Source organism: Campylobacter concisus ATCC 51562, from assembly GCF_000466745.1.
Taxonomy (GTDB): Bacteria; Campylobacterota; Campylobacteria; order Campylobacterales; family Campylobacteraceae; genus Campylobacter_A; species Campylobacter_A concisus_B.
Genome location: NZ_ANNI01000006.1, coordinates 45680 through 71714, shown reverse-complemented (window position 1 = coordinate 71714; position 26035 = coordinate 45680). Strand labels below are relative to the sequence as shown.

Sequence of the window (26035 nt, the reverse complement as noted above, 5' to 3'; positions counted from 1 at the left end):
TCGTGAAAGCACTGCTTGCTTTAGCGGTTTTACTTTGCACGGTTTTTGGGGCTGACCCTGCGCTACCAACTATAAATTTAAGTCTAAATTCTCCAACAAATGCCGAGCAACTTGTAAATTCTCTAAATGTTTTACTAATCCTCACCGCACTTGCACTCGCTCCTTCGCTCATCTTTATGATGACTAGCTTTTTGCGCCTTGTCATTGTATTTTCATTTTTACGCCAAGCGATGGGCACGCAACAAGTTCCTCCTTCAACAGTACTCATCTCGCTTGCGATGGTTCTTACATTTTTTATCATGGAGCCAGTTGGGCAAAAGAGCTATAATGATGGCATAAAGCCTTATATGGCTGAGCAGATAGGCTATGAAGAGATGCTTGATAAAAGCTTAAAGCCTTTTAAAGAATTTATGGTAAAAAACACAAGAGAAAAAGACCTTGCGCTTTTCTTTAGGATTAGAAATTTACAAAATCCAGCAAATATCGAAGAGATACCGCTAAGTATTGCAATGTCAGCTTTCATGATAAGTGAGCTAAAGACATCTTTTGAGATAGCGTTTTTGCTCTATTTGCCATTTCTTGTCATCGACATGGTCGTAAGCTCAGTACTAATGGCTATGGGTATGATGATGCTTCCTCCTGTAATGATCTCACTACCATTTAAACTACTTATTTTTGTGCTTGTTGATGGCTGGAATTTACTAATAGGAAATCTTGTAAAAAGCTTTCACTAATGAAAAAATTTTTATTCATTTTTTTGCCGGTATTTTTGCTTGGTTCAAATTTAAGCATGATCGCAAACAAGGCAACACAAAATGAAATTTCAAAGATTAAAGAGCTTGAGCTAAAAAGAGCAAATTTAAACGATGAAGCCACATTAAGCTCATATATGCCAAGCCTTAGCCTAGAGGGCTCATACGGCAAAAATGCAAGCACTTTTCCAAGTGTAGTCGCTAAAGAGTCAGCCGGTGTGCTAGCTAGGATAGATTTTTTGCTTTATGACGGCGGAGCGAGAGAGGCTAGGCTAAAGATGAGTGAGCTTTTAAAAAACAAAGCCATGATCGCTAGTGATGAAGCCAAAAACTATCTTGCACTTAAGGCTGTAAATTTATATTTTAATGCTCTAGCACTTGAAAATATAATCACAGCCAAACAAGCTCAAGCAAATTTTTTAAAAGGCGTTTTAGATAAGCTTGAAAAGGCAAACATTGCAGGCCTTGCCGCGAAAGATGAGCTAGAAAATGTGCAGGCAAAATATCACCTAGCAAATAGCACGCAGCTTGAATACAAAAACAAAATGGAGCAAATCTTAAATGAAATAAATTTGCTAACTGGTGAGAAAATTTTGCCAGTAGCTGGAGCAAAGATGGCTGATATTAGCTCAAATTTAGCTTCAAAAAACGCCGAGCTTGACAGACTAAATCAAGATATTTTTATAAGCGAAGCTAAGCTTAGCGAGACAAGAGCTGGCTTTTTGCCCCAAATCATGCTCTATGACACCTATGGATTTTACAAAAACAACTACGACATCGACCTTGGCAAGTATAGCGCTTATCGCCCATATCTTGATAAATATCTAAAAGAGGACACGCACGGCAATAAATTTGGCGTTAGCTTTAGGTGGAAAATTTTTGACTTTTTTGCCACTAGCAAGATGAGCCAAGCAAGTAAGATCGCGCTTGATGAAGCGAGGCTAAATTTAGAGTATAAAAAGCGTGAAAACGAGACAAAGCTTAAAAATTTGCAAAGTGAAATTGTGGTGCTTACTTCAAAAATCGCTTCACTAAACGAATATGTAAAAGCAAGCGATTTGGCATTAAAAGCTAGCTATGAGAAGTATAACTCTGGGCTTTTGGGATATAGCGACCTGCTTGAGGCGCTTTCTCAAAAATTTGATGCCATTAGCCTTTTTGAAGGGGCGAAAGATGAGCTTGAAATCAAAAAAGCAGAGTTCTTTTTTGAGAATGGCGAGCCGATTTTAGAGAGGATTAGAGATTGAAAAAGCTGATAATTTTAATGATACTTGGCATTTTTTCATTTGCTAGTGAGGAAATTTTTGCTGATTTTGAAGTCTATGCTAAGCAAAGCTCAAAGCTTGCATTTGAAAGCAGTGGCAAGGTGGATAAAATTTTTGTAGATGTTTCAAGTCATGTTAAAAAGGGTGACGCTTTAGCTATTCTTGATCAAAGTAGCTTAGAAATCGCTCTAAAAAAGGCAAAAAATGATCTTGAGCTGGCAAAAAATGCTAGTGAATTTGCAAAAAATACTTTAAGTAAATTTACTCAAGTAAGAGATGTCACTTCAAAACAAGAATTTGACGAGGTAAAGTATAAATTTGATGAAGCGATACTTCGGGTTCAAAGTGCTCAAATTGCCATTTTAAATGCGCAAGATCGCCTTAAAAAAGCTGTTTTAAAGGCTCCATTTGATGGCGTTATCGCTAGTAAAAATATTGAGCTTGGAGAGGGAGTTTCGCCGCTTAGTCCAGCTTTTGTTTTAAACTCAAACGAAGCAAAAATTTTAATAGCAATCGACGAAAAATATGTAGATTTGGTAAAAGTTGGTGATACATTTAAATTTAAACTTGACGCAATAAGTGAAGAAAAAGAGGTAAAAATCGCGCTAATTTACCCAGAAATTAAGCGAGATACTAGGAAATTTTACGCCCAGGCTTATGATAGCGGGCTAAAGCCAGGCATGTTTGGTCAAGGAAAAGTGATAATCGGCGAAAATAAATGATAAAAACAGCCATCAACCGCCCAATAACTACGCTTATGATATTTTTAAGCCTCGTTGTCTTTGGCATCTACTCGCTAAAGACAATGAACGTAAATTTATACCCGCAAGTAAATATCCCAATCGTTAAGATCACGACCTACGCAAATGGCGATATGAACTACATCAAGACAAAGATCACGCAAAAGATCGAGGACGAGGTCTCAAGCATCGAGGGGATAAAAAAGCTTTACTCAACTAGCTTTGACAACCTAAGCGTAGTCAGCATCGAATTTGAGCTAAACAAAGACCTAGAGAGCGCTACAAATGACGTCCGCGACAAGATGCAAAAAGCTAAGCTAAATGCAAACTACGAGATAGAAAAGCTAAATGGTCTCTCATCTTCTGTCTTTAGTCTCTTTATCACAAGGCTTGATGGCAATGAAACTAAGCTAATGCAAGAGATCGATGACGTGGCAAAGCCGTTTTTGGAGCGCATTAGCGGCGTTTCAAAGGTCAAGACAAATGGCTTTTTGGAGCCAGCGGTGAAAATTTTACTAGATAGATTTAAGCTTGATAAAAACGCTCTTAGCGCAAATGAAGTGGCAAATTTGATAAAGGTTGAAAATTTAAAAGCGCCACTTGGCAAGATAGAAAATGAGCAGATCCAAATGGCGATCAAGTCAAATTTTAGCGCCAAAAGCATAGATGAGATAAGAAATTTAACGATCAAGCAAGGGGTCTTTTTAAAAGATATCGCAAGTGTTGATCTTGCTTACAAAGATGCAAATGAAGCAGCGATAATGGATAAAAAAAGTGGCGTCTTGCTTGGTCTTGAGCTAGCTCCAGACGCAAACGCTCTAACCGTGATCGCTATAGCTAAAGCAAAGCTGGAGCAGTTTAAAAGCCTGCTTGGCAGCGAATATGACGTAAAAATAGCCTACGATAAGAGCGAAGTGATACAAAAGCACATCGATCAAACCGCCTTTGATATGATCCTTGGCGTCTTGCTGACCATCGTGATCGTATATCTATTTTTAAGAAATTTCTCGATCACCATCATCTCAGTCATAGCGATACCAACTAGCATCGTAGCGACATTTTTCATCATAAATGCCCTAGGCTACGACATAAACCGCCTAAGCCTCATAGCGCTGACCCTTGGTATCGGAATTTTCATCGACGATGCGATAGTTGTCACTGAAAATATCGCTAGCAAGCTAAAAGATGAGCCAAACGCCCTAAAAGCAAGCTTTGCAGGTATAAAAGAGATAGCATTTAGCGTCTTTGCGATCTCGCTCGTGCTGCTTTGCGTCTTCGTGCCAATAGCCTTTATGAGCGGCATCGTTGGCAAGTACTTTAACTCCTTTGCGATGAGCGTGGCAGCTGGCATCGTCATCTCGTTTTTTGTGAGCATATTTCTTGTGCCAACGCTTAGTGCTAGGTTTGTAAATGCCAAACAAAGTGGCTTTTTTCTAAAAAGCGAGCCATTTTTTGAGGCGCTTGAAAATGGCTACGAGAAAATTTTAGCTTTAGCACTTAAATTTAAGCTCGTATTTTTAGCCATAACGTTTGTGGTCGTTGTTTGCTCGTTTACTCTGGCTAAATTTGTAGGCGGTGACTTCATGCCAAGCGAGGATAAGTCGGAGTTTAACATCTACTTTAAGCTTGATCCCTCACTTAGCCTGCAAGCTAGCAAAGAGAGGCTAAAAGATAAAATTTCACTCATAAATGCCGATCCTCAGGTAGCTTACGCTTACTTCATCCTTGGCTACACAGACGCCAAGCAGCCTTATCTTGTAAAATCTTACGTTAGGCTAAAGGAGCTAAAAGATAGAGCTAATCACGAGCGGCAAAACGCTATCATGCAAAGTTTTCGTGACAGACTAAAGAGCGATGATATGAGCGTCATCGTGGCTGATCTGCCAGTGGTCGAAGGTGGCGATGTGCAGCCAGTAAAGCTTACTATCACCTCTGAAAATGGCAAAGAGTTAGAGAAATTTGTGCCAAAGATCAGCAAGATGCTAAAGGAGATAAATGACGCAACGGACGTAAATTCGCCCGAAGAAGATCTGCTAAAACGCGTGCAAATTTCTATCGATGAAGATAAGGCAAAAAGGCTAAATTTAGACAAAGCCAGCGTTGCAAGTGCCGTTTATAGCGCATTTAGCCAGAACGAGGTCTCTGTTTTTGAAAACGAAAATGGCAAAGAGTATGAGCTTTACATGCGTCTTGATGATAAATTTAGAAGCGATACAAATGATATCTTAAAGACCAAGATAAGAAGCAATGAAGGCTTTTTTGTCACACTTGGCGATGTAGCGACGATTAGTTTTGAGCAAAAGCCAGCTAGTATTTCAAGGTTTAATAGAGCAGATGAGATCAAATTTCTAGCAAATACCAAAAACAACGCTCCGCTAAATAGCGTGGCAAATGAAATTTCAAAGAAGCTTGATGAAATTTTGCCAGCAAATTTCAAGTATAAATTTCTTGGATTTGTTGAGCTGATGGACGATACGAACGCTTCGTTTATCTTTACGGTGAGTGCGAGCGCGGTGCTTATTTACATGGTGCTAGCTGCACTTTATGAGAGCTTTTTGCTGCCATTTCTCATTATGCTCGCCATGCCACTTGCCTTTTGTGGCGTCGTGATAGGGCTTTTTATAAGCGGCAACCCATTTAGCCTATTTGTCATGGTTGGCGTCATCTTGCTCTTTGGTATGGTCGGTAAAAACGCCATTTTGGTGGTTGATTTTGCAAACCACTTTGCAAATAGCGGCATGGAGGCGAACGAAGCTGTGAAAATGGCTGCTAAGAAGCGACTAAGGGCTGTTTTGATGACAACTTTTGCCATGATATTTGCCATGCTGCCTCTTGCTCTTAGCAGGGGTGCTGGCTATGAGGCCAACTCACCTATGGCTATAAGCATCATCTTTGGGCTCATTAGCTCAACTTTGCTAAGCCTACTTGTCGTGCCTGTACTTTTTGCATGGGTCTATAATCTTGATAAATTTATAAGAAAATTTTATGAAAGGGAGAGAATTTGAAGAAAATTTTAGCGGTTTTGCTCTTTGCCTTGCCTCTTTGGGCTGGAAATTTACTAGAGATCATCGCTCTGGGGCAAAGTGCAAGGCTTGAGAGTTTGAAAGAATTTAATAAAAATGAATATATAAATAAAAATAAGAGTAAAAAGCTAAATTTATCCCTTGATGGCAGATATACCTTTGTGCCTGATGAGATAAAGGGCGGATATATGACAAAGGCGGGATCTATCACGGCAAAGGTTGAGTATCTTATCTTTGATGGCGGTGCGAGTGAGGCTGCTGATAAAATTTTAGACCACAAGGGCGTGGAGAAAATTTACAAAGATGAAGAGCTGATGAACCTCACTGCTTTTCAGGTCGCAAAGGTCTATTTTAATGCCGTTGCCCTAAATTCACTTATAAATTTAGAGACAAAATTTGTAGATAGCTTTGCCAAGGCTGCGGCTGAAAATGAGTTTTGGTTTGAGTATGGTGAGATAAATAAGGCTGAGTTTGATGCGATAAATTTCACGTTAAATAAAAAAAGAGCAGAGCTTGACGAGCTTGGGCTTAAGCTAGCAGAGCTAAACTCAAGGATAAATTTGCTCTCAAACGGCGAGATCGGCTTTAACGCTGGCTCAAAGATAATGATGCCTGATTTTAGCAAAGATGATCTAAGTGCAAAACTTGGAGCAATGGAGCAGGAAAAATATATAAAAGAGCAAGAAAATGAGAAGCAAAAGAGTAAATTTGCTCCAAGAATTTACTTAAAAGATACGCAAAGTGTGAATAATAACAGCTTTAAAAAAGGTGAGAGAACGACTTCGCAGATGATAGGCGCTTACGCTGATGCGAACAGGCCTAGAGTGGAGTTTGAGTGGAAGCTGCCTGATAGCTTAAGTCTTAGTAAGCAAAGTCAAGTTAAACGCATTGAAGAGCAAAAGGCGGCACTTGATTTAAGCGATGAAGAAAATAGGATAATCACTCGCCTAAAAGAGCTAGAAAGCACAATCAAAGGCTTAAATGCAAAGTTAAATTTGCAAGATTTGAAGCAAGATAAGCTTGATAGTGATTTTATTGATCTGCTAAATGGCTATCTTAATGGCGAGATAAAATATGAAGAATTTTTGTTTGTGAGTGAGAAAAATTTTAGCGATAGGGCAAATTTTATCCTTGATGGCGATTTACTTGAGCTAAACAAGCTTGAGTATTTTTTTGAATGTGCAAGAAAAATAAATGAGGTGATAATTGAATAAACTGATCTTTGTGACTATTTTATGGGCGTTTAGCTTTAGTTTGATAGGTGAGTTTTTAGCTGGCAAGGTTGATAGCTATTTGGCTGTTTTTATTCGGGTTGCGCTTGCGAGCTTAGTCTTTTTGCCATTTACAAAATTTCGTGGCATCAGCCCAAAGCTAGCATTTGGCATAATGGCGATCGGAGCGGTGCAAATAGGACTTATGTATCTATTTTATTACAATTCATTTTTGTATCTAAGCGTGCCAGAAGTCGCACTTTTTACCATTTTTACGCCGTTTTACGTGACGCTCATATACGACGCATTTAGCTTTAAATTTAGACCACTTTATCTATTTAGCGTTGGCGTTGCGGTTTTTGGAGCTTTGGTTATAAAATATGGCGCTATAAACGATGGTGTATTAAAGGGTTTTTTGCTAGTGCAAGCGGCAAATATCTGCTTTGGAGCAGGGCAGAGTGCATATAAGGCACTTTTAGAAAAATTTGACGTGGACCAAAAAAATGTCTTTGGCTACTTTCACTTTGGGGCATTTTTTGTAGCTATCGTTGCGCTTCTTACTCTTGGCAATCCAGCCAAATTTTCACTTACTTCAACGCAAATTTTAGTGCTTCTCTGGCTTGGCGTGGTCGCTAGTGGGCTAGGGTATTTTATGTGGAACAAAGGTGCTTGTGAGGTCGATAGTGGCGTGCTTGCTATCATGAATAACGCTCTCATTCCAGCTGCTATCATCGTAAATTTAGTCTTTTGGCAAAAGGACACAGACTTAACTAGGCTAATTTTAGGCGCTGTTATAATGTATATATCTTTGATAATTCATAACAAGATAATGAAATTTTATGGTACGAAGATCGCTTAGGCGTAAATTTTATAGCTAGCAATAGCAAAGCATAAAAGCCCAAGCAGTGGCAAAATGTAGAATATGGATCTAAATTTTATAGCTAGAAGTGAAGCGATATTATAAAAGATAAAAATAATGGCTGGCACAAAAATTTTAGTCGAGCTTAGTCTAAAATTTAAAACATTATTTAGCAATCCATCAAAAATATTGCCATATGAAGCGATATGAAGCGCAGCACTTAATGGATAAAAAACGCTAAAGATGTAGTTGATAGCAAGGACGCTAAGCTGCTGTAAGCTAATGAGCGGAAAGAAATAAAGCACGCAAATTTCCATTGCAAAGCAAACATATAAATTTAAAAGTATAAGATGAACGAAGGGCGAAAATTTATCTTTTAGGTGTTTAAAGTATAAAAATATATAAAAAACGCCCATGAGTGAAAAGTAAAAACCTACGCTAAAAAGTAGCTGCGGAAAGAGCGATATGCTAACAAGCGCTACTATAAAAAGTGTCTTGAAGTTTAAAATTTTAACGCCTTTTAACGCGCAATAAAATCCTAAAATGCTCATTAAGAACGCTCGCAAAAAGCTTGGTATAAAGCCTATTATAAAAAAGTAAAATGACAAGATTATAAAAACGATAATGGCTAGATCAAAGTTGTAGTTTCTAAAAGGTAAAAACCTCGCATATAAAAATTTTAAAAGCGGCCTAAATACAAAAAATATAACTGCGCTTATAAAACCTAAATGATAGCCACTTATGGCTATAAGATGCGCTATACCAAGGTGCGAGACGTCATCTCTTAACTTTGCATCAATACTTGTGCCTAAAAATAGAGCCGAGTAGAGCTGTGAAATTTTGCTATTTTCATGCTGGGCGTAGATTAGTGATTGTAGTTTTTGGTTGATATTTAGCGTGGCTTTTTGTGGCAGTTTTTCGCGTGAAAAGCTAGGCATGTAAAAGGAGGAAGCAAGATAGTCTTTAAAACTAACGTCTAAATTTATGACGCTTAGAAATATATTATCTCCAGCTTTAAAGTCATCCGTCTTTGCTCCAAGCGTATAAAATGAAAACTCATCAGTCTTAAGCTTTAAAATTTGCCTTTTCTTGCCATCATCTCCAAGCTTTTCGTAGCTAGAAATCACGGTTGCTGTTAGCTCTTGTTCACCTTTGTCCATAAAAATTTGATATTTATGATAGCTAATAGCTAAATTTATAGAAAAAATACAAAGGCAAAACAGACAAAATATAGTAAAAATTTCTCTATTTTTTAAAGCTTTAAAACGCATCAGCCTTCAAATGAAACATCAGATACTGGCATTGCAGACATATCTTCAAACCTTGAGTGTTGCTTTTGAAAGAGCACATCAACTGAGCCAGTTTCGCCATTTCTATTTTTGCCAACTATGATCTCAGCCTTTTCTTGAAGCTTATTAAAGACGTGATTGCTCTTGTACTCTTTGCCCTCGGCACTTGCGCGTTTTTCTTTCTCTTTTTCTTCTTGCTCTAGGTAAAACTCATCTCTATAAACAAAAAGAATGATATCAGCATCTTGCTCGATCGCGCCTGATTCTCTTAGATCGCTTAGCATAGGGCGTTTATTTGCGCGAGATTCAAGGCTTCTGTTTAGCTGAGAAAGAGCGATGATTGGCATATCTAGCTCACGTGCCAAAAGCTTTAATCCACGAGAAATTTCAGCTATTTGGACGTGACGATCAGCGTAGTTATTTGTACTCATCATAAGACCGATGTAGTCGATCACGCAAAGTGAAATTTCAGGATGCATAGCCTTTAGTTTTCGCATTTGTGTTCTTACTTGATGGATATTTACATAGCCACTATCATGTACAAAAAGCTTGCTAGCAGCAAACTCCTCGCAAGCATCGCTAAATCTAGCCAACGCTTCATCATCCATCTTTGCAGTCATTATGTCTTGAAGCGGGATAGAGGTCTTGCTTGCTAGCATTCTCATCATTATCTGCTCAGCTGGCATTTCAAGCGAGAAAAAAACAACTCCAGCATTATTTTTTAGAACCTGACTCATAAAATTTAAACAAAGTGTCGTTTTTCCCATGCCTGGACGAGCTGCGACGATGATGAGGTCACCATTTTTAAAGCCCTTTATCATCTCATTTAGCTTTTTAAATCCAGTATCAAGTCCAACGATATCTTTTTCGCCAAGTAAAGCTTGAGCATTAATATGATCCATCATTTTCATGATGATCTCTTTGCCTTCTTTTATAACTCCAGTGCTTCCACCTTCTATCAAAGAGTAAAATTCCTGGCTAAGATCATCGACCATATCACGGCTTGGTTTGTCTTCATTTACTTTGCTTGGTATATTGTGAGCGATCTTTACAAGACTTCTTTTTATGGATTTTTCTCTTAGTTCGTTTGCGTATTTTTGAATGTCTATTAGGGAATTTGTGCCCAAAATATCTAGTATTAGCTCTTCGTCGTATTTTTCGCCAAGTCTATTTTTTAAAAATGGCATAGTTATAGGATCATCGCTATTTAGGCAAGCTACCATTGCATCGTATATTTGCGAATGCCCTTTTAGATAAAAATCCTTTGCCTTAATAATGTCAAAAATTTCACCTAAAATATCGTTGTTTTGCAAAATGGAGCTTAGTATAGCTCGCTCCATATCAATGTCGTAAAGGTTTGTAAATTCTATCTCGTTAACTATTTGCTTTGCCACAACTTTTCCTTTAGTCTCTACTTTTTATCTCATCGTCGATCTCTTGTAAAAATCTATCCACAAGCTCGCTCTCAGGCAGTCTTGCGACCACTTCGCCGTGACGCATGATCATGCCATTTCCTTTGCCAAACGCTATGGCGACGTCCGCACCTTTTGCCTCGCCGATAGCATTTACCACGCAACCCATGACTGAGACATTTAGTGGCTCTTTTATATCTTTTGTTTTTTCTTCTACTAGCTTTACTGCCGCCATTAGATCAGCTTGCAAACGCCCACAAGTTGGGCATGAGATGATGTTTAACCCCTCTTTTTGTCGCCCGCTATCTTTTAAGATCGCTTTTGCGACTTTTATCTCCTCTTCAAGCTCGCCAGTGATGCTAACTCTCATCGTATCGCCGATGCCTTCAAGTAGTAACCCGCCAAGAGCGATCGCGGACTTGATAGTCGCGTGAAAAGTGGTACCTGCTTCAGTAACGCCTAAGTGAAATGGATAGTTTGTCTTTGGACGAAGCGCTCTATAAGCTTGCATTGTACGTTCAACGTCGCTTGATTTTAGCGAAATTTTAACGTCTGTAAAGTCAAAATCCTCAAGAAGCTTGATGTTATACATCGCACTCTCCACCATTGCCTCCACCGTGCGGCCGTAGCGGTCTTCAAACTGCTTTTCAAGCGATCCAGAATTTACACCTATTCGGATAGGTAAATTTCGCTGTTTGCAGGCATCAACGACCGCTTTTATGTTTTTAGCGGAGCCGATGTTGCCTGGATTTATGCGGATAGCATCGACAAATTCGCTAACGATGAGCGCATAGGTGTGGTTAAAATGAATGTCTGCAACGACTGGTATTGGGGAGCTTGCAACTATCTGTTTTAGTGCGCTGGCGTCTTCTTTATCAAAAACTGCGCAGCGCACGATGTCACAGCCTGCAAAATATAGCCTTTGTATCTGCTCTAGCGTGCCTTTTATGTCTTTTGTCTTTGAAAATGTCATTGATTGCACGGATATTGGCGCGTCGCCACCTATTAAAACATTACGAATTTTTATCTGTTTTGTTGGGTATCGTTGCAAAATTTTGCCTTTAAATTTTTATTGGGGATTATAAAGAAAAATGGCTTTTAAAAGGCTTGAAAGAATATTGAAATTTAGCTTTAAGCTATTATAAAAATACTCTAAAAAATAAAAATATTTCAAGGCATCTATTTAGAGCCTTGAAATAAAGAAGCTGATTAAAATTTATACATAATCTCAGCTGCAGCAGCAATACCCTCTCTTTTGCCAGTCATGCCTTCAAATTTTAAATTTGTTTCAAATCCTTTTTGTGCTTTAAATTTTAAGCCAAGCTCTGCTGTACCAGTGTTACCTTTCATAGAAGGTGAAACGATATCGGTACTATATGTTAGGTTGTAGCCGTTTGATTTTCCATTAAATTCTCTATCATATGCAAGACCAGCAAACCATAAAAGACCATCGTTGATATCTTGAGAGAATTTAAATCCTATTTTTGCTTTTAATGAGTCGCTTTTTCCTAGCAATATCCTTTCGCTATTTAATTCAACTTGCTTTTTACCAACTCTAGTGAAGAATACTTTAGAATATATGTCAATATTTGAAAAATCGGTTATTTCAAATATTTTACCTAGACCCACATGCCCACCATAATAGCCTCTTGAAGCATCATATCCGATCTTGACTCCAGTAGGCAATACTGTTTTGTAGTCAGTTTTTATTTTGCCTATTTTTATAGTAGCTTCTGTATAGAAATTTGCAGGTAAATTTACCTTGCCAAGAAGTCCAGTTCCGTAATAACGCATCTTACCTTCACCTCTAATGTCGCCTACTTCTCTTCCATTAAAAGTACCGCTATATTCATTAAATGTATCGTAATTGCCACCACCAAATTCTAAAAATGCACCTGTAATCACATCTTTAAATTCTTTGGCGACTCCGACGGCAAATGATATAGATTTTACATCTACGTACGAACCCGAATGTTGTCTTGTGTTAGAGGCACTTGCCCCTGTTACCATACCACCATTTGAGTTGCTGCTACCAGTTACACCACTAGTATCCATATTTGATGCTGTCTCTGAGCCTTGGTTTATCACAGCCATAGCACCAGCAGTTGGCTCCAAGGTGCTTTTTTGCATAGTTTCTACTAATTTCTTCTCTTTACTACCGTCATTAGGACTTAATGGGCTGACTTTTTTAGTAACGACTGCGTATAAATTTTTTCCGCTATCTGCCTTGTCATCACCATCTTTTTTAAGGTCAAATTCATATATAGTAGATATTCCAGCTATTGCTTGTAAATTTTTGTTGTGATTTTTAAATTCTTTTGGATACAAAATGCCATATGGATTTGTTATTAGAGTGATCTTGTCGTTTACATTAAGATTTCTATTTTCAGCTCCCATGGTTACAGCTAGGAATGAGCGTGCTAGATCGGTATTTTTATTTTGAGAAGAATAACTTCCTGCTGTTTTGCCACTTAAATTTAAAATAGTATCACCAGCTTTTACATCGGAAGGCAGATAGAAATTTATGTATTCAAAATTTACGATATTTCCCGCTTCTATATTTTTACCACGCACATTTAGAGTGTTACCTTTTGTGGTCTTGGCAAATCCATTCCATCCACTATCTCCGCCGTAAATAGTTTGAAGTTTTAGTGAACTTGCGTCTAAATTTACAGTATTGTTTATATTTCCGCTACTGCCTTTGCCACCATAAATATTTCCTTTGATAGTTCCGCCTCTTATTGTTACGGTATTGCCATTTGCTTGACCTTCGCCCTCAGCATATCCACCTCTAACATCTTTACCTATCGTTCCGCCCTCTATCGTTACGGAGTTTGATTGGGCTAAACCTCTTATTGCGTATGCTCCCATAACACTTTGATCTATCGTTCCATTTTTTATAGTTACGGAATTTGACTCTAGTTTGCTAGTGCTACTATTTGTATACCCGCCATAAACATTTTGTATGACATGGACGTCTTTTCCATCTATTACTACAGAATTTGAAACACTAGCTCCTCCGGTTTCTGCTGAACCTCCATAAACAGCTTGTAGTTCTCCGCCGTTAATATATACTTTATTATTTGAAGCATTTCTATTTCCAATCATATATTCATTATTTAACCCACCATATACCCAAACTCCAACATTTCTGCCATCTTTATCTTTGCCCATTTCTGGGGGAGTGCCATTCCAAGTAACAATATTATTTGAATAGCTTCTACTTGTTTTTCCAGGATTAAAGTTGTAGTAGCCTTGAAATATATTGTCATCCTCCAAATATTTATCATAATACGCCTTTGACGTATCGGCATTTATAGTAATATTTTCAGCTCCATACAGAGAACAGCCTAATACAAAACATAAAAGAATGTTGTAATTCTTCATATCTTTTTCTCCTTTATGATAAACGTTATATTATTTTTTTATTATATTTTAGAAATTATAAAGAATAAATTAAAAAAAATTTAAAAGTATTTACTAAATTTTTACATTAATATAAAGAGTTACAATAAAAAAACATTAGAGATAATATTTACTAAAATAAGAAAATAAAACTAATTAAATTTTATAAGTAAAAATATACTATCTAATAAAAAATGAAATAATTGCTTACTTTTTTATTAGTAGCTATGGACGCTTGTAAATTTATTAAACTAACTCTAATTGTGTGATTGTGTATTGAAAAATGTGGTAAAAATTTTAACTAAAATTGACTGGATCAATATCGATATCGCTAATCTCGCTTTTGCAGAGGTTTGCAGCTTTTAAAAGAGGTATATGAGAGTTTGAACGGAGTAAAATTTCATATCTAAATTTGCTTCCAAGATACTCTATCTGGCACTTTCCGTATCCTATGATCTCAAGCTCATCGCTTCTTAAAGATTCTATTCTTTGCACAAATTCATTCATCGTATTTTTTACTATGTGTTCATCTTTATGTGAGATGATAATGCGAAGAAGCCTAGTAAATGGCGGATAAAGCTCTTTTCTATAATCTATCTCATCTTTTAAAAATGCGTCATAATCACTGATGTAGCTCTCAAAAAATTCTCTTTGTTTGCTTTGAATGATAACTCTACCAGCTCCGTTTCTACCAGCTCTTCCGGCTACTTGCATGGCAAGAGCAAGCGTTCGCTCTCTGGCTTTATAATCAGGAAAATTTAAAAGCTCGTCAAATCCCATGATGACAGCAAGCTCTACGTTGTGATAATCATGCCCTTTGCTTAGCATTTGCGTACCAAGCAAGATATCTATCTTGCCGTCGTTAAATTCTTTTAAAGCCTTTACGAGCTTGTTTTGCGTCGTTATCTCGTCCCTGTCAAATTTAGCGATTCTAGCATTCGCAAACTCAGCTTGCAACCTCTCAAGTAGCTCGCTCGTACCGATCTTTTTGGCCTCTATCATCTCGCTACCGCACTGGTGGCAGGTCTTTGGCACAGCCATTTTATGCTCGCAGTATTGACACTTTAGCACGTTTTGTTTTTTGTAATAGCTCATACCGATACTGCAAAATGGACACTTTAGCGTTTCACTGCAGTTTTTGCAGACTAGATATTTAAAATTTGCCCTTGTTGGCAGGCAGATGACAGCTTGCTTTTTATTTGCGAGTGTCTTTGAAATTTCATCTTTTAAAATTTTACTAATTCCGGTCTCGCTCTCATCGAAAATGTAATTTTTTTGCGAATCAAAATATGTCCCTTTTAAGCGAAAATGCTCCTGCTTGTAAAAGCTAGTAAGGCTTGGCGTGGCACTTCCAAGCACCACTTGTAGATCAAATTTACTAGTTAGAAAGAGGGCAAGGTCTCTTGCATTGTAGTGGGGCTTTGAGCCTGTATTTTTGTAGCTATCGTCGTGTTCTTCGTCGATGATGATAAGTTTTAGCCTCTCAAGTGGTAAAAATAAAGCCGATCTCGCACCTGCAACGAGCCTAACTTTGCCACTTTTTATATCTTTTAAAATTTGCTCTTTTTTCTTTAGCGTGATCTTTGAGTGCCAGACTGCTACTGCCTCGCCAAAGAAGCCCTCAAGGCGTTTTTGCATTTGTGGTGTGAGTGAAATTTCAGGCATCAAAAATAGCGCTTGGCTGCCTGCGTTTAAAATTTCTCTAATCTTAGCTATGTAAATCTCGCTTTTTCCGCTTCCAGTGTCGCCAAAGATGAGTGAAATTTTACGTTTATTTATAAAATCCAAAGCCTCTTGCTGTTTTTCGCTTAGTTTGGGTGCTACATTAAAATTTTGATTTTCATAAATTTGATCTACTGCAATAGTGTCATTTGGTTCAAATAAATTTAGGCTGACTCCAAGCTCGCATGTGTAATATTTTGAGATAAATATTGCCAATTCGCTTTGCATTGAAGTTAGATTAATCGGTAAAATTTCTAAAATTTTACTTGTTTTAAACTCTGGTTTGCCAGTCTCTTTTATTATAAAAGCAGTAAGAATTTTGCCTCTTAAAGAAGCCTTTACGCCTTGAAATTTTTCTAGTTTTTGATCGCTTTCATAAGTGAGCGGGGCTAAATTTAGCCCATAAAATGCGAGTATGTAATAATGCATTACTGAAGTGATTTGCAAATTTCATTTTCATCACTGCAACCAAAATCACCAGTATTTTTGTCGTATTTGAAATTTGCTACTTTGCCATCTAACCTAAATGTATATTTGTCATCGCTTATTCTGTGCCAGCCATTTTTGTTGCCGCTATCTTTTATCGGTATATTTATAACATTTTTAAAGAGTTTGCTTGGATCGCCATCATCTAGTTTTTGTGGAAATTCTGGCTTTGCTTGCAAGATGTTGTCGTTGTATTTTAGTGAAATTCCGCTTCTTATGGCAGCAAGTTGAGTTTTTGCATTTGAGATAGTAGCGTCACTTCTAGAAAAAAATAGCCTAGGTATAGCGACTGTGCTTAAAATACCTAGTATAACTACTATAAATATCAGCTCAAGCAAAGTATAAGCTCGTCTTTTCATCTCTCTTCTCGCTTTAATATCTCATCAACGTTGCCAGTTAAATTTTTTACTGCCTTTATCACGGCGTAGTTTTCATAACATTTTTCTATAAAGGCGTTTAAAAGCTCTTTTGGCTCGATAAATTGGCGTCCGCCCATTAAATTTTGCCAGTCATTTTCAAAGAATTTAGCAAAATCATCATCAAGCGTGATCGTGTAGTCGCGAGATGATATAGTGAGCGTGATTTTTTTCATATTTTAGCCAAGCTTATCTGCCAAGGACAGCTTCGATTTTTCTCATTACATCGTCAGCTTCGGTATTTTTCTTGTCAAGATCCTCTTCTAAACGCATGATTTGATTGCTTTTCGCCTCATTTTGTGCTTTTAAAGTTACGATCTCGTTGCGTAACTCTTCGTTCGTTTTGCAAAGTTCGTCATATTTTGTGATTAGGTCATTTACTTTATCGCTTAGTGTGGTTAAGATCGCATTATCTTCAAACATAAAAGTTCCTTTAAAATAATAATTAAGCTCGTATTCTAACACGCAGAGGCTAAATTCTTATTAAAATTCTCATTTGACAAAGCACTATCTTTGCTATAAAATTCGCCCAAATTTAAAGGCAATCAATGAGTAAATTTGAAATTTCATCTAAATTTAGCCCAAGTAGCGACCAAGCAAGAGCGATAAAAGAGATAGTAAAAAGTATAAAATCAGGCAATAAATACCAAACTCTTCTAGGTGTTACAGGATCTGGCAAGACCTTTACCATGGCAAATGTCATACGCGAGCTAAACATGCCAACGCTTATAATGACGCATAACAAATCCCTTGCCGCGCAGCTTTACAGCGAATTTAAGGGCTTTTTCCCAAAAAACCATGTCGAGTACTTCATAAGCTACTATGACTACTACCAGCCAGAGGCCTACATCCCAAGAAGCGATCTATACATAGAAAAGGATAGCTCGGTAAATGAGGAGCTTGAGCGCCTGCGCCTCTCTGCAACGGCTAGCTTACTAAGCTTTGACGACGTCATCTGTGTCGCCTCAGTCTCTGCAAACTACGGCCTTGGTAATCCAAGCGAGTATAAGGGTATGGTGGCATATCTTAGCGTGGGTGAGAAGATAAGCCAAAGAAAGCTTTTAGAGCAGCTTGTGGATATGGGCTATAAGAGAAATGACAACTACTTTGATAGGGGTGATTTTCGTGTAAATGGCGATGTGGTTGATATTTATCCAGCGTATTACAACGACGAAGCCCTAAGGGTTGAGTTTTTTGGCGATGAGATCGATGCGATGTATCATTTTGACGTGCTTGATAACAAAAGGTTAAAGGATATCTCTAAATTTACGCTTTATGCGACAAGTCAGTTCATCGTGGGTGCTGATAGGCTAAAGATCGCGATGAAAGAGATCGAAGAGGAGCTAGATGCGCGCTTAAAAGAGTTTAATGAGCAGTGCAAGCTAGTAGAGGCACAGAGGCTAAAGCAAAGGGTGGAGTTTGACCTTGAGATGATGGCAAGTACGGGTATGTGCAAAGGCATCGAAAACTACGCACGCCACCTAACTGGTCAAAAGCCCGGAGAGACGCCGTACTCGATGTTTGACTATTTTGAGATAAGTGGCAAAGACTATCTGGTTATCGTCGATGAGAGTCATGTGAGTTTGCCGCAGTTTAGGGGCATGTACGCAGGCGATAGGAGCCGTAAAGAGGTGCTTGTGGAGTATGGATTTCGCTTGCCGTCAGCACTTGATAACAGGCCGCTTAAATTTGATGAGTTCATAAGCAAAAAGGCGAAATTTCTCTTTGTTTCAGCCACGCCAAACGAATACGAGCTTGGTATCAGCGAGGGCCACGTCTATGAGCAAATCTTGCGTCCTACTGGGCTGCTTGATCCTTTGATCGAAATAAAAGATAGCGACAACCAGGTTGAGGCGCTATTTGACGAGGCAAAGGCAGTCATCGCAAGAGGTGAGCGCGTGCTAGTTACGGTGCTAACTAAAAAGATGGCCGAGGAGCTAAGCCGCTACTACATTGAGCTTGGCGTAAAGGTCAAGTATATGCACTCAGACATCGACGCGATCGAACGAAATGAGATCATTAGGGGGCTTAGAAGTGGCGAATTTGACATGCTAATAGGTATAAATTTGCTCCGTGAGGGGCTCGACCTGCCTGAAGTGAGCCTGATAGCCATAATGGACGCCGATAAAGAGGGCTTTTTGCGCTCGACCACGAGCCTTATACAGACGATGGGGCGTGCGGCTAGAAATGTAAATGGCAAGGTGCTAATGTTTGCCAAAAAGATCACGCACTCGATGAAAGAGGCGATCGATACGACGACAGCTAGGCGTAAATTTCAAGATGAATACAATAAAGCTCATGGCATCACACCACACTCTGCCAGCAGAAATATCGAAGAGAGCCTGCATGTCGAGGATGATGGTGAAAATTATAAGCGTGGTAAAAATTTAGAGAAGATGCCAGCTAGCGAGCGAGCCGCGATAGTAAAAGAACTAAGAAAGCAGATGCTTGAAGCGGCGGCGCAGCTGGAGTTTGAGAAGGCGGCGGCACTGCGCGACGAGATCGCCAAAATCCGCAAGCTTTAAATTTGACGGCTTGTCTTTTTCCGCCATACTTCGTTACCGGCTCAGTCGGCTTCGGTCGCGGACGGCTAGTCCGCTCCCTCGCCTCCCTCGCCGCTGCCTCGTCTGACGAAAAATACTTCGCCTTATCGTTTTACGCTCAAATTTGAAGTTAAATTTGTAAATTTCGGTTTCAAATTTTACTCACCGAGACCCATATCTTAAAAATGCCAAATTTTAAAAATGGCACAAAAATTTATTTAGCCAATTTTTACTAAAATATGACGTATTTGTAAAAAAGCAAAATTTTAATCAAAAAAGGAGTCCATAAATGACAAAAGAAGAGATAAAAATTGTAAAACGTGGTTTTGTTTCTGTCTTTGATATAAAAGGCGGCTTAATAAAAACGTTAGCAGAGTGTGCGCTTGACGGCAAGTACTATGGCTCTGCAGTCAGAATCACAACAAGAAATTTATATCAAAATCTAAACAAAAAAACAAATTTTGTAGACGATATAGAAACGGAAATTATTTTTAGGATACCTTGCTCAAGCGACAAAGATGCAGGTATCCTAGCGGCGCATGTCAGAGAGATGTTTTCGAATAGTAAAATTTTGCGCCTAAGTTGTGATTTTATAGATAATAAAATAGTTAATATCAAAGAAAGCTACGATGAAATTTTAGCCCAGTAATCTCACCCGCCCTCTTCGATATTATCCTGCAAAAAGACTCGCATACTCGGAAACTCAAGCGCGCAAAGACGGCCAAAGCCGTGCCTATAGATGCAGCCCGTGTCGATATTTGCACCAAATTCCGTGATATCGGGGCTCGCGATCGGCGTATGGCCGTAGACGTTAAAGACGCCATCGTTTTGGCTAAAATCGCCCCTACCCGCAAAGTACGTGCCGCCTAAACTCCGCCGCACTATCGCCGTCCGAGCTGCGCAGCGGCCACATCCGCCCGGCCGCCGAGTGTGATACGACGAGCCGCCTGCCCTGCGCGTTTTTAAACTCATGAAATTCCAAATAAAGCGGCAAATTTGACAAAAACTCTATGTGCGCGAGTTTCTGGACGCGGTCGGCTTTGGCGTAGGATGCGAAAGTCTGCACACTGCCGTTTAGGAAAAACCAGCGCGGATCATTAGGCATTTCGCCGCACAAAAATGCATCCTTGTGTTGCAAAAGGCGGTATTCGTGATTGCCCATCACGGCCGCGTAACCGCGCTACATCGCTAACTGCACGACCTCAAAACTCCCCTCCCCGCGGTCTATCAGATCGCCCACGAAGCAAATTTTAGAATCAGCGCCGCGCGGCAAGCGATCTATAAGTGCGCAGAGGGTTTTATAACAGCCGTGCACATCGCCGATGAGGTAAATTTGGTCGTTCATTTTGCTAAAATTTATACATTACCAACGATAGTTTTTATCAAAAAGACTATCTAGATTTTGCTTTAATTCATATGCTCTATTCAAGTGTTTTTCTATATCGTTTTTATTCTCGCCGACAGCATTTATTCCCACAAAGTCAATCAATATACTCACGCCGTTATCGCTAATATTTGAAACTCGCATAACATAAAGATAGATATCGAATTCGCTCCCGTTTTTAAAAACCTCAAGCTGCTTGTTGTATATTGTTATAGCCTGCTTTATTATCATCTTTGACTTATATTCTTGTTCAGTATTATAACCAGATACGGTTGGAACTAAATTTTCGATATTTTTCTCGTAGGACGCAAAATCAGCTGTTTTAATCACATTTTTACTCTTATAAGTTTCAAGGGCAGATTTCAAAAACTCTATATTTAAATTTACCATCGAATAAGAATCAGCTTTAATCCAGTCCAATCTATATTTTTCATTTCCAGAACTTCGTATATTTCTCCAAAATTTATCGTAGTTTTCTTTATTAAAATCAATCCAGCCGCCCGACATATCTATGGCTACCCTCTTTGCTATATGAAAATTCATATTACTTGAGGCCCCATCGCCCTTTGACGCTATGCCGCACCCGCAAAATAGTAGCGCAATCATAAAAATAATCAGCTTTTTCATCGCTTCTCCTATAAACATAATTTTGCAAAATTTTACTACCGCAAGCATTAAATTATACTTGCGTAGCGCAAGCTAAATTTCGCATCAAATTTGAGCGCTATCACTCGCCAAGTACTAGCATCGCGCCAAGGGCACTTTGGTTTATGTCGCTACAAAAAGTGCCCAAGCCCCATTAGATACTTTAAATTTTCCGCCTTTTTCATCTAAAATAGCCCTTTTAAAAGCCCCTTTAAATTTTGCTTTTCGCCGTTTGCGCCTTCATCATCTTTGCCGCCTAGTTTTTTGTCTAAAAATCTACCTATCTCTTTTTTGACCTTATTCTCAAGATATTGCGATCTGACGTCGTATTTTAGCTTGTCTGTAATGCCTGAGATTTGCACGTTTAGGTCAGTCTTTTCGAGCCTGCAAACAAGCGGCGCGTTAAGCATTTTTGTAGCTGTGTTATAAGTGCCGTTTGCAACCTTTATGTCGCTCTTTGGCGAGCTTAAATTTACGTTAAAAACGACATTGTCGCCCTTTATATCGCCATAAATTTTGCCGTCTTTGTAAATTTCTTTTGTGATGTCCTTGCCGGTGAAGGTTTTGATGCTGTTTGTGAGATTTGTGCTGGCTAGGTGACCCTCTTTTAGTAAGATGTCAAATTTGCCGAGCTTTTGCTTTGTTTCGTAGTCAAATTTAGCATCGCCGTTGCCATCATAAAGATGATCTAACCCTAAAGTCTGCGTTAGTCCATTGACTTCGAAGTTTTTTAGCACCGCATCAAGCGCGCCACCTTTGTAGTTTGCCTCTAGTTTGCCCTTAAATAGATCATCTGAAGTGGCTTTCACGCTTAGATCATCCACTTTGCCTTCTGCCGTTACGAGGGCTGCAAATTTACCGTGAAGCTCGCGACCAGCTAAAAATGCAAGCTTGTTTAACTCTGAAACTACCGCTTGAAGCTTTAAGTTTAGTGTGCTTTTACCCACGTCAAAGCTGCCATCTATGCCCTTTATATCAGCAAGCGAGCTAAGAAAGTCGCCGCTAAATTTTGCCATTTCGCCTTTATAGTTTAGGCTCAAATTTGAGCTAAATTTCTCATTTTCAGGGAATTTTTTATCAAGCATTTTACTAAGCGCTGCGGCGTTAAATTTGCCATCATTTAAAGCGATCGTTGCGGTGACGCTTGGACTTTTACTAAAGATATTTTGCCCCTTTGCTTGGACATTTGCCTTAGCGTTTGCCAGCCTGTCATTGCCACTAAGTGCTAAAATTTCTCCTAGCTGTGCCTCTTTTAGGCTAAGATCAAGATTTTCATTTTTTATGGTGGCGTTTAGCTTGCCAGCAAAGGCATCGCCGCCTAAATTTAGCTCATCTATCTTGCTTGCTTTAACCTTCACATCGCCCGCAAGCGCCATCTTTGAGCCCACCTCAAAGCCGCTAACCGCTTTAAATTTCTCGGGGTCGCTAATGAGCAGGGCAAATTTGCTAAAAATTTGGCTGTTTTTTATGTCAAAAACGCCCTTTACATCCTTTAGCTCGCCAAGGTCACTAAGCACGTTTGCGTCAAAATTCACAAGTTCATTTTTTGCGGTGGCACCGCCTTTTAGCTCAAATTTAGCTGCGTTTTTAAGCTTTGCAAGCCCTTTATCTATAAGACCGTTTTTTATTTCAAATTTAGCCTCGCCTGCAAGCTTTTTTAGCTCGTCAAAACCGCTAAAATTTGCGTTTAAATTTATCTGCCCGTCTGCGTAGCTAGGCTGCAAGGCAAGCGCTAGAAGCTCTTTTAGCTTGATGTTAGCTGCATTTAGTGCTAAGTTTTTGCTATCGAAATTTGCATTTATCTTTCCACCAAGCCCGTTTATCTCAGCTTTTAGGTTTTTAAGAGCATTTTCTTGCATTGTAATTTCGCCGTTTGCATCCACAGCGCCGCTTAGTTGCTCGCCTAAGAGCTTGCCAAAAAGGGCAAGATCAGGCACGTTTAGCAAAAAATCGCTCTTTAAATTTTTGTTAGCTAGATCATAGGTCGTCTCGTTTGCTTTTAAAGTGGCTTCAGGTGCGATGATGATGGTTTTTGCGCTCACTTTTTCATTTGCAAATTTAGCGTTTACACCGCCTTTAAAGTTTATATCTTTTGCTAAATTTAGCCCAAATTCATTTTTAAGAATTTCTTTGTTTATCGCTGCATCGCTTGCTAAAATTTGAGCGTTAATGATGGGTTCATTTTTCTCATCAACTCCTTGCATATTGCTCGTTAGATCAAGCTTACCGCTAGCTAAATTTGGCTTTTGCGCAAGAGCTGAGATCTCAGAAAGCTCGATGTTTTTAGCGTCAAGATTTAGAGCTTTTGGCAGATAGTCTTTTAAATTTGCATTTAAATTTATATTTGAGCCAAGCGCAGTGCCAGTGGCCGTTAGCTTGATGTCACTAAATTTACCAGCCACATTTGCTTTAAGAGCGACGTCTTTTTTTAGTCCAAGCTCGCTAGCCTTTGCCTTGTCAGTGTTTATATCTATGTTTAAGCTCATACTTTGAGCAAGCAAGGATAGATCGCCATTTGCCTTTAAATTTATGGCATTCATCACAATCGCTTCTAAATTTAGTGTGCTAAATCCTAAGCTAAAATCTTTAAATTTCACATCTATACCGTGAGCGAGCGCCTCTTTTTCTATTTTGCTGGCTATAAATTTATTACCAAAAGAGCTAAAGATAAAGCCAAAAATGCAAAGGATTATCAGCGCCAAAGCCGCTACTAAATAGGCTATTTTTTTCATAAAATTCCTTTATATTAGTTTTACATATCATAAAACTTTAGTGTAAGTGACTAAAGTTTTAATAAAATTTAACTATAAATTATTGACTTTTTTAGAAAAAAGTGCTAGGATCTCATCACTCAAAAATAAAGAGTGCTAAAAAAGACAATTAAACCAAAAGGATGAACAATGAACTTTCAACCATTAGGCAAGCGTGTTCTAGTCGAACGCGTAGAGGAGACAAAGACCACAGCTTCGGGCATTATTATACCTGATAACGCAAAAGAAAAACCTTTAAGCGGTGAGGTAAAAGCAGTCGGGGCTGAAGTAGAGGGCGTAAAAGTTGGTGATAAAGTTGTATTTGCAAAATACGGTGGCACTGAGATAAATTTAGATGATAAAACATATCTTGTTTTAAACATTGATGATGTTTTAGGCGTGATTAAATAATTAAAAAAGGAAAGACAATGGCAAAAGAAATTTTTTACTCTGATGATGCAAGAAACCGCCTATACGAGGGCGTAAAAAAACTAAATGACGCTGTGAAAGTGACAATGGGACCAAGAGGCAGAAATGTCCTTATCCAAAAGAGCTTTGGTGCTCCAAACATCACAAAGGACGGCGTTAGCGTGGCTAAAGAAGTTGAGCTAAAAGATACTATCGAAAACATGGGTGCAAGCCTAGTTAGAGAAGTAGCAAGCAAGACAAACGACCAAGCGGGCGACGGCACTACAACAGCGACTGTGCTAGCTCACGCGATATTTAAAGAGGGTCTTAGAAACGTAACTGCTGGCGCAAATCCTATCGAAGTAAAACGCGGTATGGATAAAGAAGTAGCAGCTCTTATAGATGCACTAAAAAATATCTCTAAAAAAGTATCAGGTTCAAAAGAGATCGCTCAGATCGCTACTATCTCTGCTAACTCAGATGAGAGCATCGGCAAACTAATCGCTGATGCGATGGAGAAAGTTGGCAAAGATGGCGTCATAACAGTAGAAGAGGCAAAGTCTATCCAAGACGAGCTAAGCGTTGTTGAGGGTATGCAGTTTGACCGCGGATACCTAAGCCCATACTTCATCACAAACCCTGAAAAGATGCAAGTAGAGCTAAGCAATCCATTCATATTGCTATTTGACAAGAAGATCACAAATTTAAAAGATCTACTCCCTGTGCTTGAGCAAGTACAAAAGAGTGGCAAACCACTTCTAATCATCGCTGAAGATATCGAAGGCGAGGCACTTGCAACGCTTGTTGTAAATAAACTTCGTGGCGTGCTAAACATCTCAGCCGTAAAAGCTCCTGGCTTTGGCGACAGAAGAAAAGCGATGCTTGAAGATATTGCTATCTTAACAGGTGGCGAAGTCATTAGCGAAGAGCTAGGTAGAACACTTGAGAGCGCTACTATAAATGACCTTGGACAAGCTTCAAGCGTAGTTATCGATAAAGATAACACAACTATCGTAAATGGTGCGGGCGAGAAGTCAGCGATCGACGCTAGAATAACTCAGATCAAAGCGCAAATCGCTGAGACAACAAGTGACTATGACAAAGAAAAACTTCAAGAGCGCCTTGCAAAACTAAGTGGTGGCGTGGCAGTTATTAAAGTAGGTGCTGCGACTGAGACTGAGATGAAAGAGAAAAAAGACCGCGTAGATGACGCTCTAAGCGCTACTCGTGCAGCTGTAGAAGAGGGCATCGTAGTAGGTGGCGGTTCAGCTCTTATCCTTGCTTCAAAGAGCGTAAATTTAAATTTACAAGGCGATGAGGCAATCGGTGCTGAGATCGTTAGAAGAGCGCTTCGTGCTCCACTTCGCCAAATCGCTGAGAACGCTGGCTTTGACGCTGGCGTAGTAGCAAACGCAGTTGAGACAAACAAAGATGCAAATTTTGGCTTTAACGCTGCAACTGGCGAATATGTAAATATGTTTGAAGCTGGCATTATCGATCCAGTTAAAGTTGAGAGAGTTGCGCTTCAAAACGCTGTTAGCGTGGCTAGCTTACTACTAACAACTGAGGCAACTATCAGCGAGATAAAAGAAGAAAAAGCAATGCCTGCAATGCCTGACATGGGCGGAATGGGTGGTATGGGCGGCATGATGTAGCAGCCCTTTTCGAGCTAGAGCCTTCTAGCTCGAATTTATATTTAAACTTTAATCTCACTAAATTTATAAA

22 protein-coding genes are annotated in these 26035 nt (G+C 39.0%); 10 read left to right on the top strand and 12 right to left on the bottom strand.

Annotation, left to right across the window (positions count from 1 at the left end; genetic code table 11):
• The first annotated feature begins 11 nt into the window (after positions 1–11).
• Genes fliP through ATCC51562_RS05685 form a run of 6 tightly spaced genes read left to right on the top strand, consistent with a single transcriptional unit; the run spans position 12 to position 7850 of the window.
• Positions 12–734 (top strand): flagellar type III secretion system pore protein FliP, encoded by a 723-nt coding sequence (gene fliP, locus ATCC51562_RS05710; RefSeq protein ID WP_414531042.1) that lies wholly within the window; start codon positions 12–14, stop codon positions 732–734.
• A complete protein-coding gene (locus tag ATCC51562_RS05705; RefSeq protein WP_021091206.1) occupies positions 734–1999 on the top strand; it encodes a TolC family protein in 1266 nt (421 codons plus the stop codon). The genes fliP and ATCC51562_RS05705 overlap by 1 nt, the downstream gene beginning before the upstream one ends.
• Positions 1996–2739: an efflux RND transporter periplasmic adaptor subunit gene (locus tag ATCC51562_RS05700; RefSeq protein ID WP_021091267.1), complete on the top strand. Its 744-nt coding sequence runs from the start codon at positions 1996–1998 to the stop codon at positions 2737–2739. The genes ATCC51562_RS05705 and ATCC51562_RS05700 overlap by 4 nt, the downstream gene beginning before the upstream one ends.
• The gene (locus tag ATCC51562_RS05695; protein ID WP_021091260.1) at positions 2736–5762 is read left to right on the top strand and encodes an efflux RND transporter permease subunit; all 3027 of its coding nucleotides are present in this window, start codon (positions 2736–2738) and stop codon (positions 5760–5762) included. The genes ATCC51562_RS05700 and ATCC51562_RS05695 overlap by 4 nt, the downstream gene beginning before the upstream one ends.
• A complete protein-coding gene (locus tag ATCC51562_RS05690; RefSeq protein WP_021091281.1) occupies positions 5759–6994 on the top strand; it encodes a TolC family protein in 1236 nt (411 codons plus the stop codon). Before ATCC51562_RS05695 ends, ATCC51562_RS05690 begins: the two co-directional genes overlap by 4 nt.
• Positions 6987–7850 carry an EamA family transporter gene (locus tag ATCC51562_RS05685; protein WP_021091226.1) on the top strand — a complete coding sequence of 288 codons (864 nt, stop codon included), beginning with the start codon at positions 6987–6989 and terminating at the stop codon, positions 7848–7850. The genes ATCC51562_RS05690 and ATCC51562_RS05685 overlap by 8 nt, the downstream gene beginning before the upstream one ends.
• On the opposite strand, the gene ATCC51562_RS05680 is transcribed toward ATCC51562_RS05685, so the two are convergent.
• The 8 genes from ATCC51562_RS05680 to ATCC51562_RS05645 all read right to left on the bottom strand — a co-directional run bounded on the left by ATCC51562_RS05680 (position 7847) and on the right by ATCC51562_RS05645 (position 17003).
• A complete protein-coding gene (locus ATCC51562_RS05680) occupies positions 7847–9121 on the bottom strand; it encodes a ComEC/Rec2 family competence protein (protein WP_021091211.1) in 1275 nt (424 codons plus the stop codon). The two genes, ATCC51562_RS05685 and ATCC51562_RS05680, sit on opposite strands and share 4 nt — an antisense overlap.
• Complete coding sequence (locus ATCC51562_RS05675; protein ID WP_021091212.1) at positions 9121–10533, bottom strand: replicative DNA helicase; 1413 nt, start codon at positions 10531–10533, stop codon at positions 9121–9123. Before ATCC51562_RS05675 ends, ATCC51562_RS05680 begins: the two co-directional genes overlap by 1 nt.
• Positions 10534–10543: 10 nt before the next feature.
• Positions 10544–11602 (bottom strand): flavodoxin-dependent (E)-4-hydroxy-3-methylbut-2-enyl-diphosphate synthase, encoded by a 1059-nt coding sequence (gene ispG, locus ATCC51562_RS05670; protein WP_021091270.1) that lies wholly within the window; start codon positions 11600–11602, stop codon positions 10544–10546.
• Positions 11603–11760: 158 nt separating this feature from the next.
• On the bottom strand, positions 11761–13938 hold the full coding sequence (locus ATCC51562_RS05665; protein WP_235044188.1) for an autotransporter outer membrane beta-barrel domain-containing protein: 2178 nt from the start codon (positions 13936–13938) through the stop codon (positions 11761–11763).
• Positions 13939–14253: 315 nt separating this feature from the next.
• Entirely contained in the window at positions 14254–16107 is a 1854-nt protein-coding gene (locus ATCC51562_RS05660; protein WP_021091235.1) for a primosomal protein N', read from the bottom strand.
• Positions 16107–16523 (bottom strand): type II secretion system protein, encoded by a 417-nt coding sequence (locus ATCC51562_RS05655; protein WP_021091219.1) that lies wholly within the window; start codon positions 16521–16523, stop codon positions 16107–16109. The genes ATCC51562_RS05660 and ATCC51562_RS05655 overlap by 1 nt, the downstream gene beginning before the upstream one ends.
• On the bottom strand, positions 16520–16756 hold the full coding sequence (locus tag ATCC51562_RS05650; RefSeq protein WP_021091252.1) for a hypothetical protein: 237 nt from the start codon (positions 16754–16756) through the stop codon (positions 16520–16522). Before ATCC51562_RS05650 ends, ATCC51562_RS05655 begins: the two co-directional genes overlap by 4 nt.
• A gap of 13 nt (positions 16757–16769) precedes the next feature.
• The gene (locus tag ATCC51562_RS05645; RefSeq protein WP_021091279.1) at positions 16770–17003 is read right to left on the bottom strand and encodes a cell division protein ZapB; all 234 of its coding nucleotides are present in this window, start codon (positions 17001–17003) and stop codon (positions 16770–16772) included.
• 125 nt (positions 17004–17128) lie between these two features.
• Between ATCC51562_RS05645 and uvrB the strand changes: the two genes are divergently transcribed.
• Together uvrB and ATCC51562_RS05635 are read left to right on the top strand one after the other, a co-directional pair.
• Positions 17129–19105, top strand: coding sequence for an excinuclease ABC subunit UvrB (gene uvrB, locus ATCC51562_RS05640; RefSeq protein WP_021091234.1), 1977 nt, complete (start codon positions 17129–17131; stop codon positions 19103–19105).
• Positions 19106–19412: 307 nt separating this feature from the next.
• Entirely contained in the window at positions 19413–19772 is a 360-nt protein-coding gene (locus ATCC51562_RS05635; protein ID WP_021091218.1) for a hypothetical protein, read from the top strand.
• Between the two features lie 2 nt (positions 19773–19774).
• Here ATCC51562_RS05635 and ATCC51562_RS09820 read toward each other — a convergent pair whose 3' ends face one another.
• The 4 genes from ATCC51562_RS09820 to ATCC51562_RS05620 form a co-directional block, all read right to left on the bottom strand.
• Entirely contained in the window at positions 19775–20005 is a 231-nt protein-coding gene (locus tag ATCC51562_RS09820) for a hypothetical protein (protein WP_234400590.1), read from the bottom strand.
• 298 nt (positions 20006–20303) lie between these two features.
• On the bottom strand, positions 20304–20438 hold the full coding sequence (locus tag ATCC51562_RS09815; RefSeq protein ID WP_235044187.1) for a hypothetical protein: 135 nt from the start codon (positions 20436–20438) through the stop codon (positions 20304–20306).
• A 48-nt stretch (positions 20439–20486) separates the two neighbouring features.
• Entirely contained in the window at positions 20487–21134 is a 648-nt protein-coding gene (locus ATCC51562_RS05625; protein ID WP_021091227.1) for a hypothetical protein, read from the bottom strand.
• A gap of 203 nt (positions 21135–21337) precedes the next feature.
• Entirely contained in the window at positions 21338–23884 is a 2547-nt protein-coding gene (locus tag ATCC51562_RS05620; RefSeq protein ID WP_021091213.1) for a hypothetical protein, read from the bottom strand.
• A gap of 168 nt (positions 23885–24052) precedes the next feature.
• Between ATCC51562_RS05620 and groES the strand changes: the two genes are divergently transcribed.
• A complete protein-coding gene (gene groES, locus ATCC51562_RS05615) occupies positions 24053–24313 on the top strand; it encodes a co-chaperone GroES (protein ID WP_021091238.1) in 261 nt (86 codons plus the stop codon).
• Between the two features lie 17 nt (positions 24314–24330).
• Positions 24331–25965: a chaperonin GroEL gene (gene groL / locus ATCC51562_RS05610; protein ID WP_021091250.1), complete on the top strand. Its 1635-nt coding sequence runs from the start codon at positions 24331–24333 to the stop codon at positions 25963–25965.
• Positions 25966–26035 lie beyond the last annotated feature (70 nt).

Coding starts and splice junctions, on each gene's coding strand:
- ATCC51562_RS05680 (WP_021091211.1), bottom strand. CDS start 9,121: ATGCGTTTTAAAGCTTTAAAAAATAGAGAAATTTTTACTATATTTTGT.
- ATCC51562_RS05695 (WP_021091260.1), top strand. CDS start 2,736: ATGATAAAAACAGCCATCAACCGCCCAATAACTACGCTTATGATATTT.
- ATCC51562_RS05655 (WP_021091219.1), bottom strand. CDS start 16,523: ATGAAAAGACGAGCTTATACTTTGCTTGAGCTGATATTTATAGTAGTT.
- ATCC51562_RS05660 (WP_021091235.1), bottom strand. CDS start 16,107: ATGCATTATTACATACTCGCATTTTATGGGCTAAATTTAGCCCCGCTC.
- ATCC51562_RS05650 (WP_021091252.1), bottom strand. CDS start 16,756: ATGAAAAAAATCACGCTCACTATATCATCTCGCGACTACACGATCACG.
- uvrB (WP_021091234.1), top strand. CDS start 17,129: ATGAGTAAATTTGAAATTTCATCTAAATTTAGCCCAAGTAGCGACCAA.
- ATCC51562_RS05645 (WP_021091279.1), bottom strand. CDS start 17,003: ATGTTTGAAGATAATGCGATCTTAACCACACTAAGCGATAAAGTAAAT.
- ATCC51562_RS05665 (WP_235044188.1), bottom strand. CDS start 13,938: ATGAAGAATTACAACATTCTTTTATGTTTTGTATTAGGCTGTTCTCTG.
- groES (WP_021091238.1), top strand. CDS start 24,053: ATGAACTTTCAACCATTAGGCAAGCGTGTTCTAGTCGAACGCGTAGAG.
- ATCC51562_RS05620 (WP_021091213.1), bottom strand. CDS start 23,884: ATGAAAAAAATAGCCTATTTAGTAGCGGCTTTGGCGCTGATAATCCTT.
- groL (WP_021091250.1), top strand. CDS start 24,331: ATGGCAAAAGAAATTTTTTACTCTGATGATGCAAGAAACCGCCTATAC.
- ATCC51562_RS05635 (WP_021091218.1), top strand. CDS start 19,413: ATGACAAAAGAAGAGATAAAAATTGTAAAACGTGGTTTTGTTTCTGTC.
- ATCC51562_RS05705 (WP_021091206.1), top strand. CDS start 734: ATGAAAAAATTTTTATTCATTTTTTTGCCGGTATTTTTGCTTGGTTCA.
- ATCC51562_RS05625 (WP_021091227.1), bottom strand. CDS start 21,134: ATGAAAAAGCTGATTATTTTTATGATTGCGCTACTATTTTGCGGGTGC.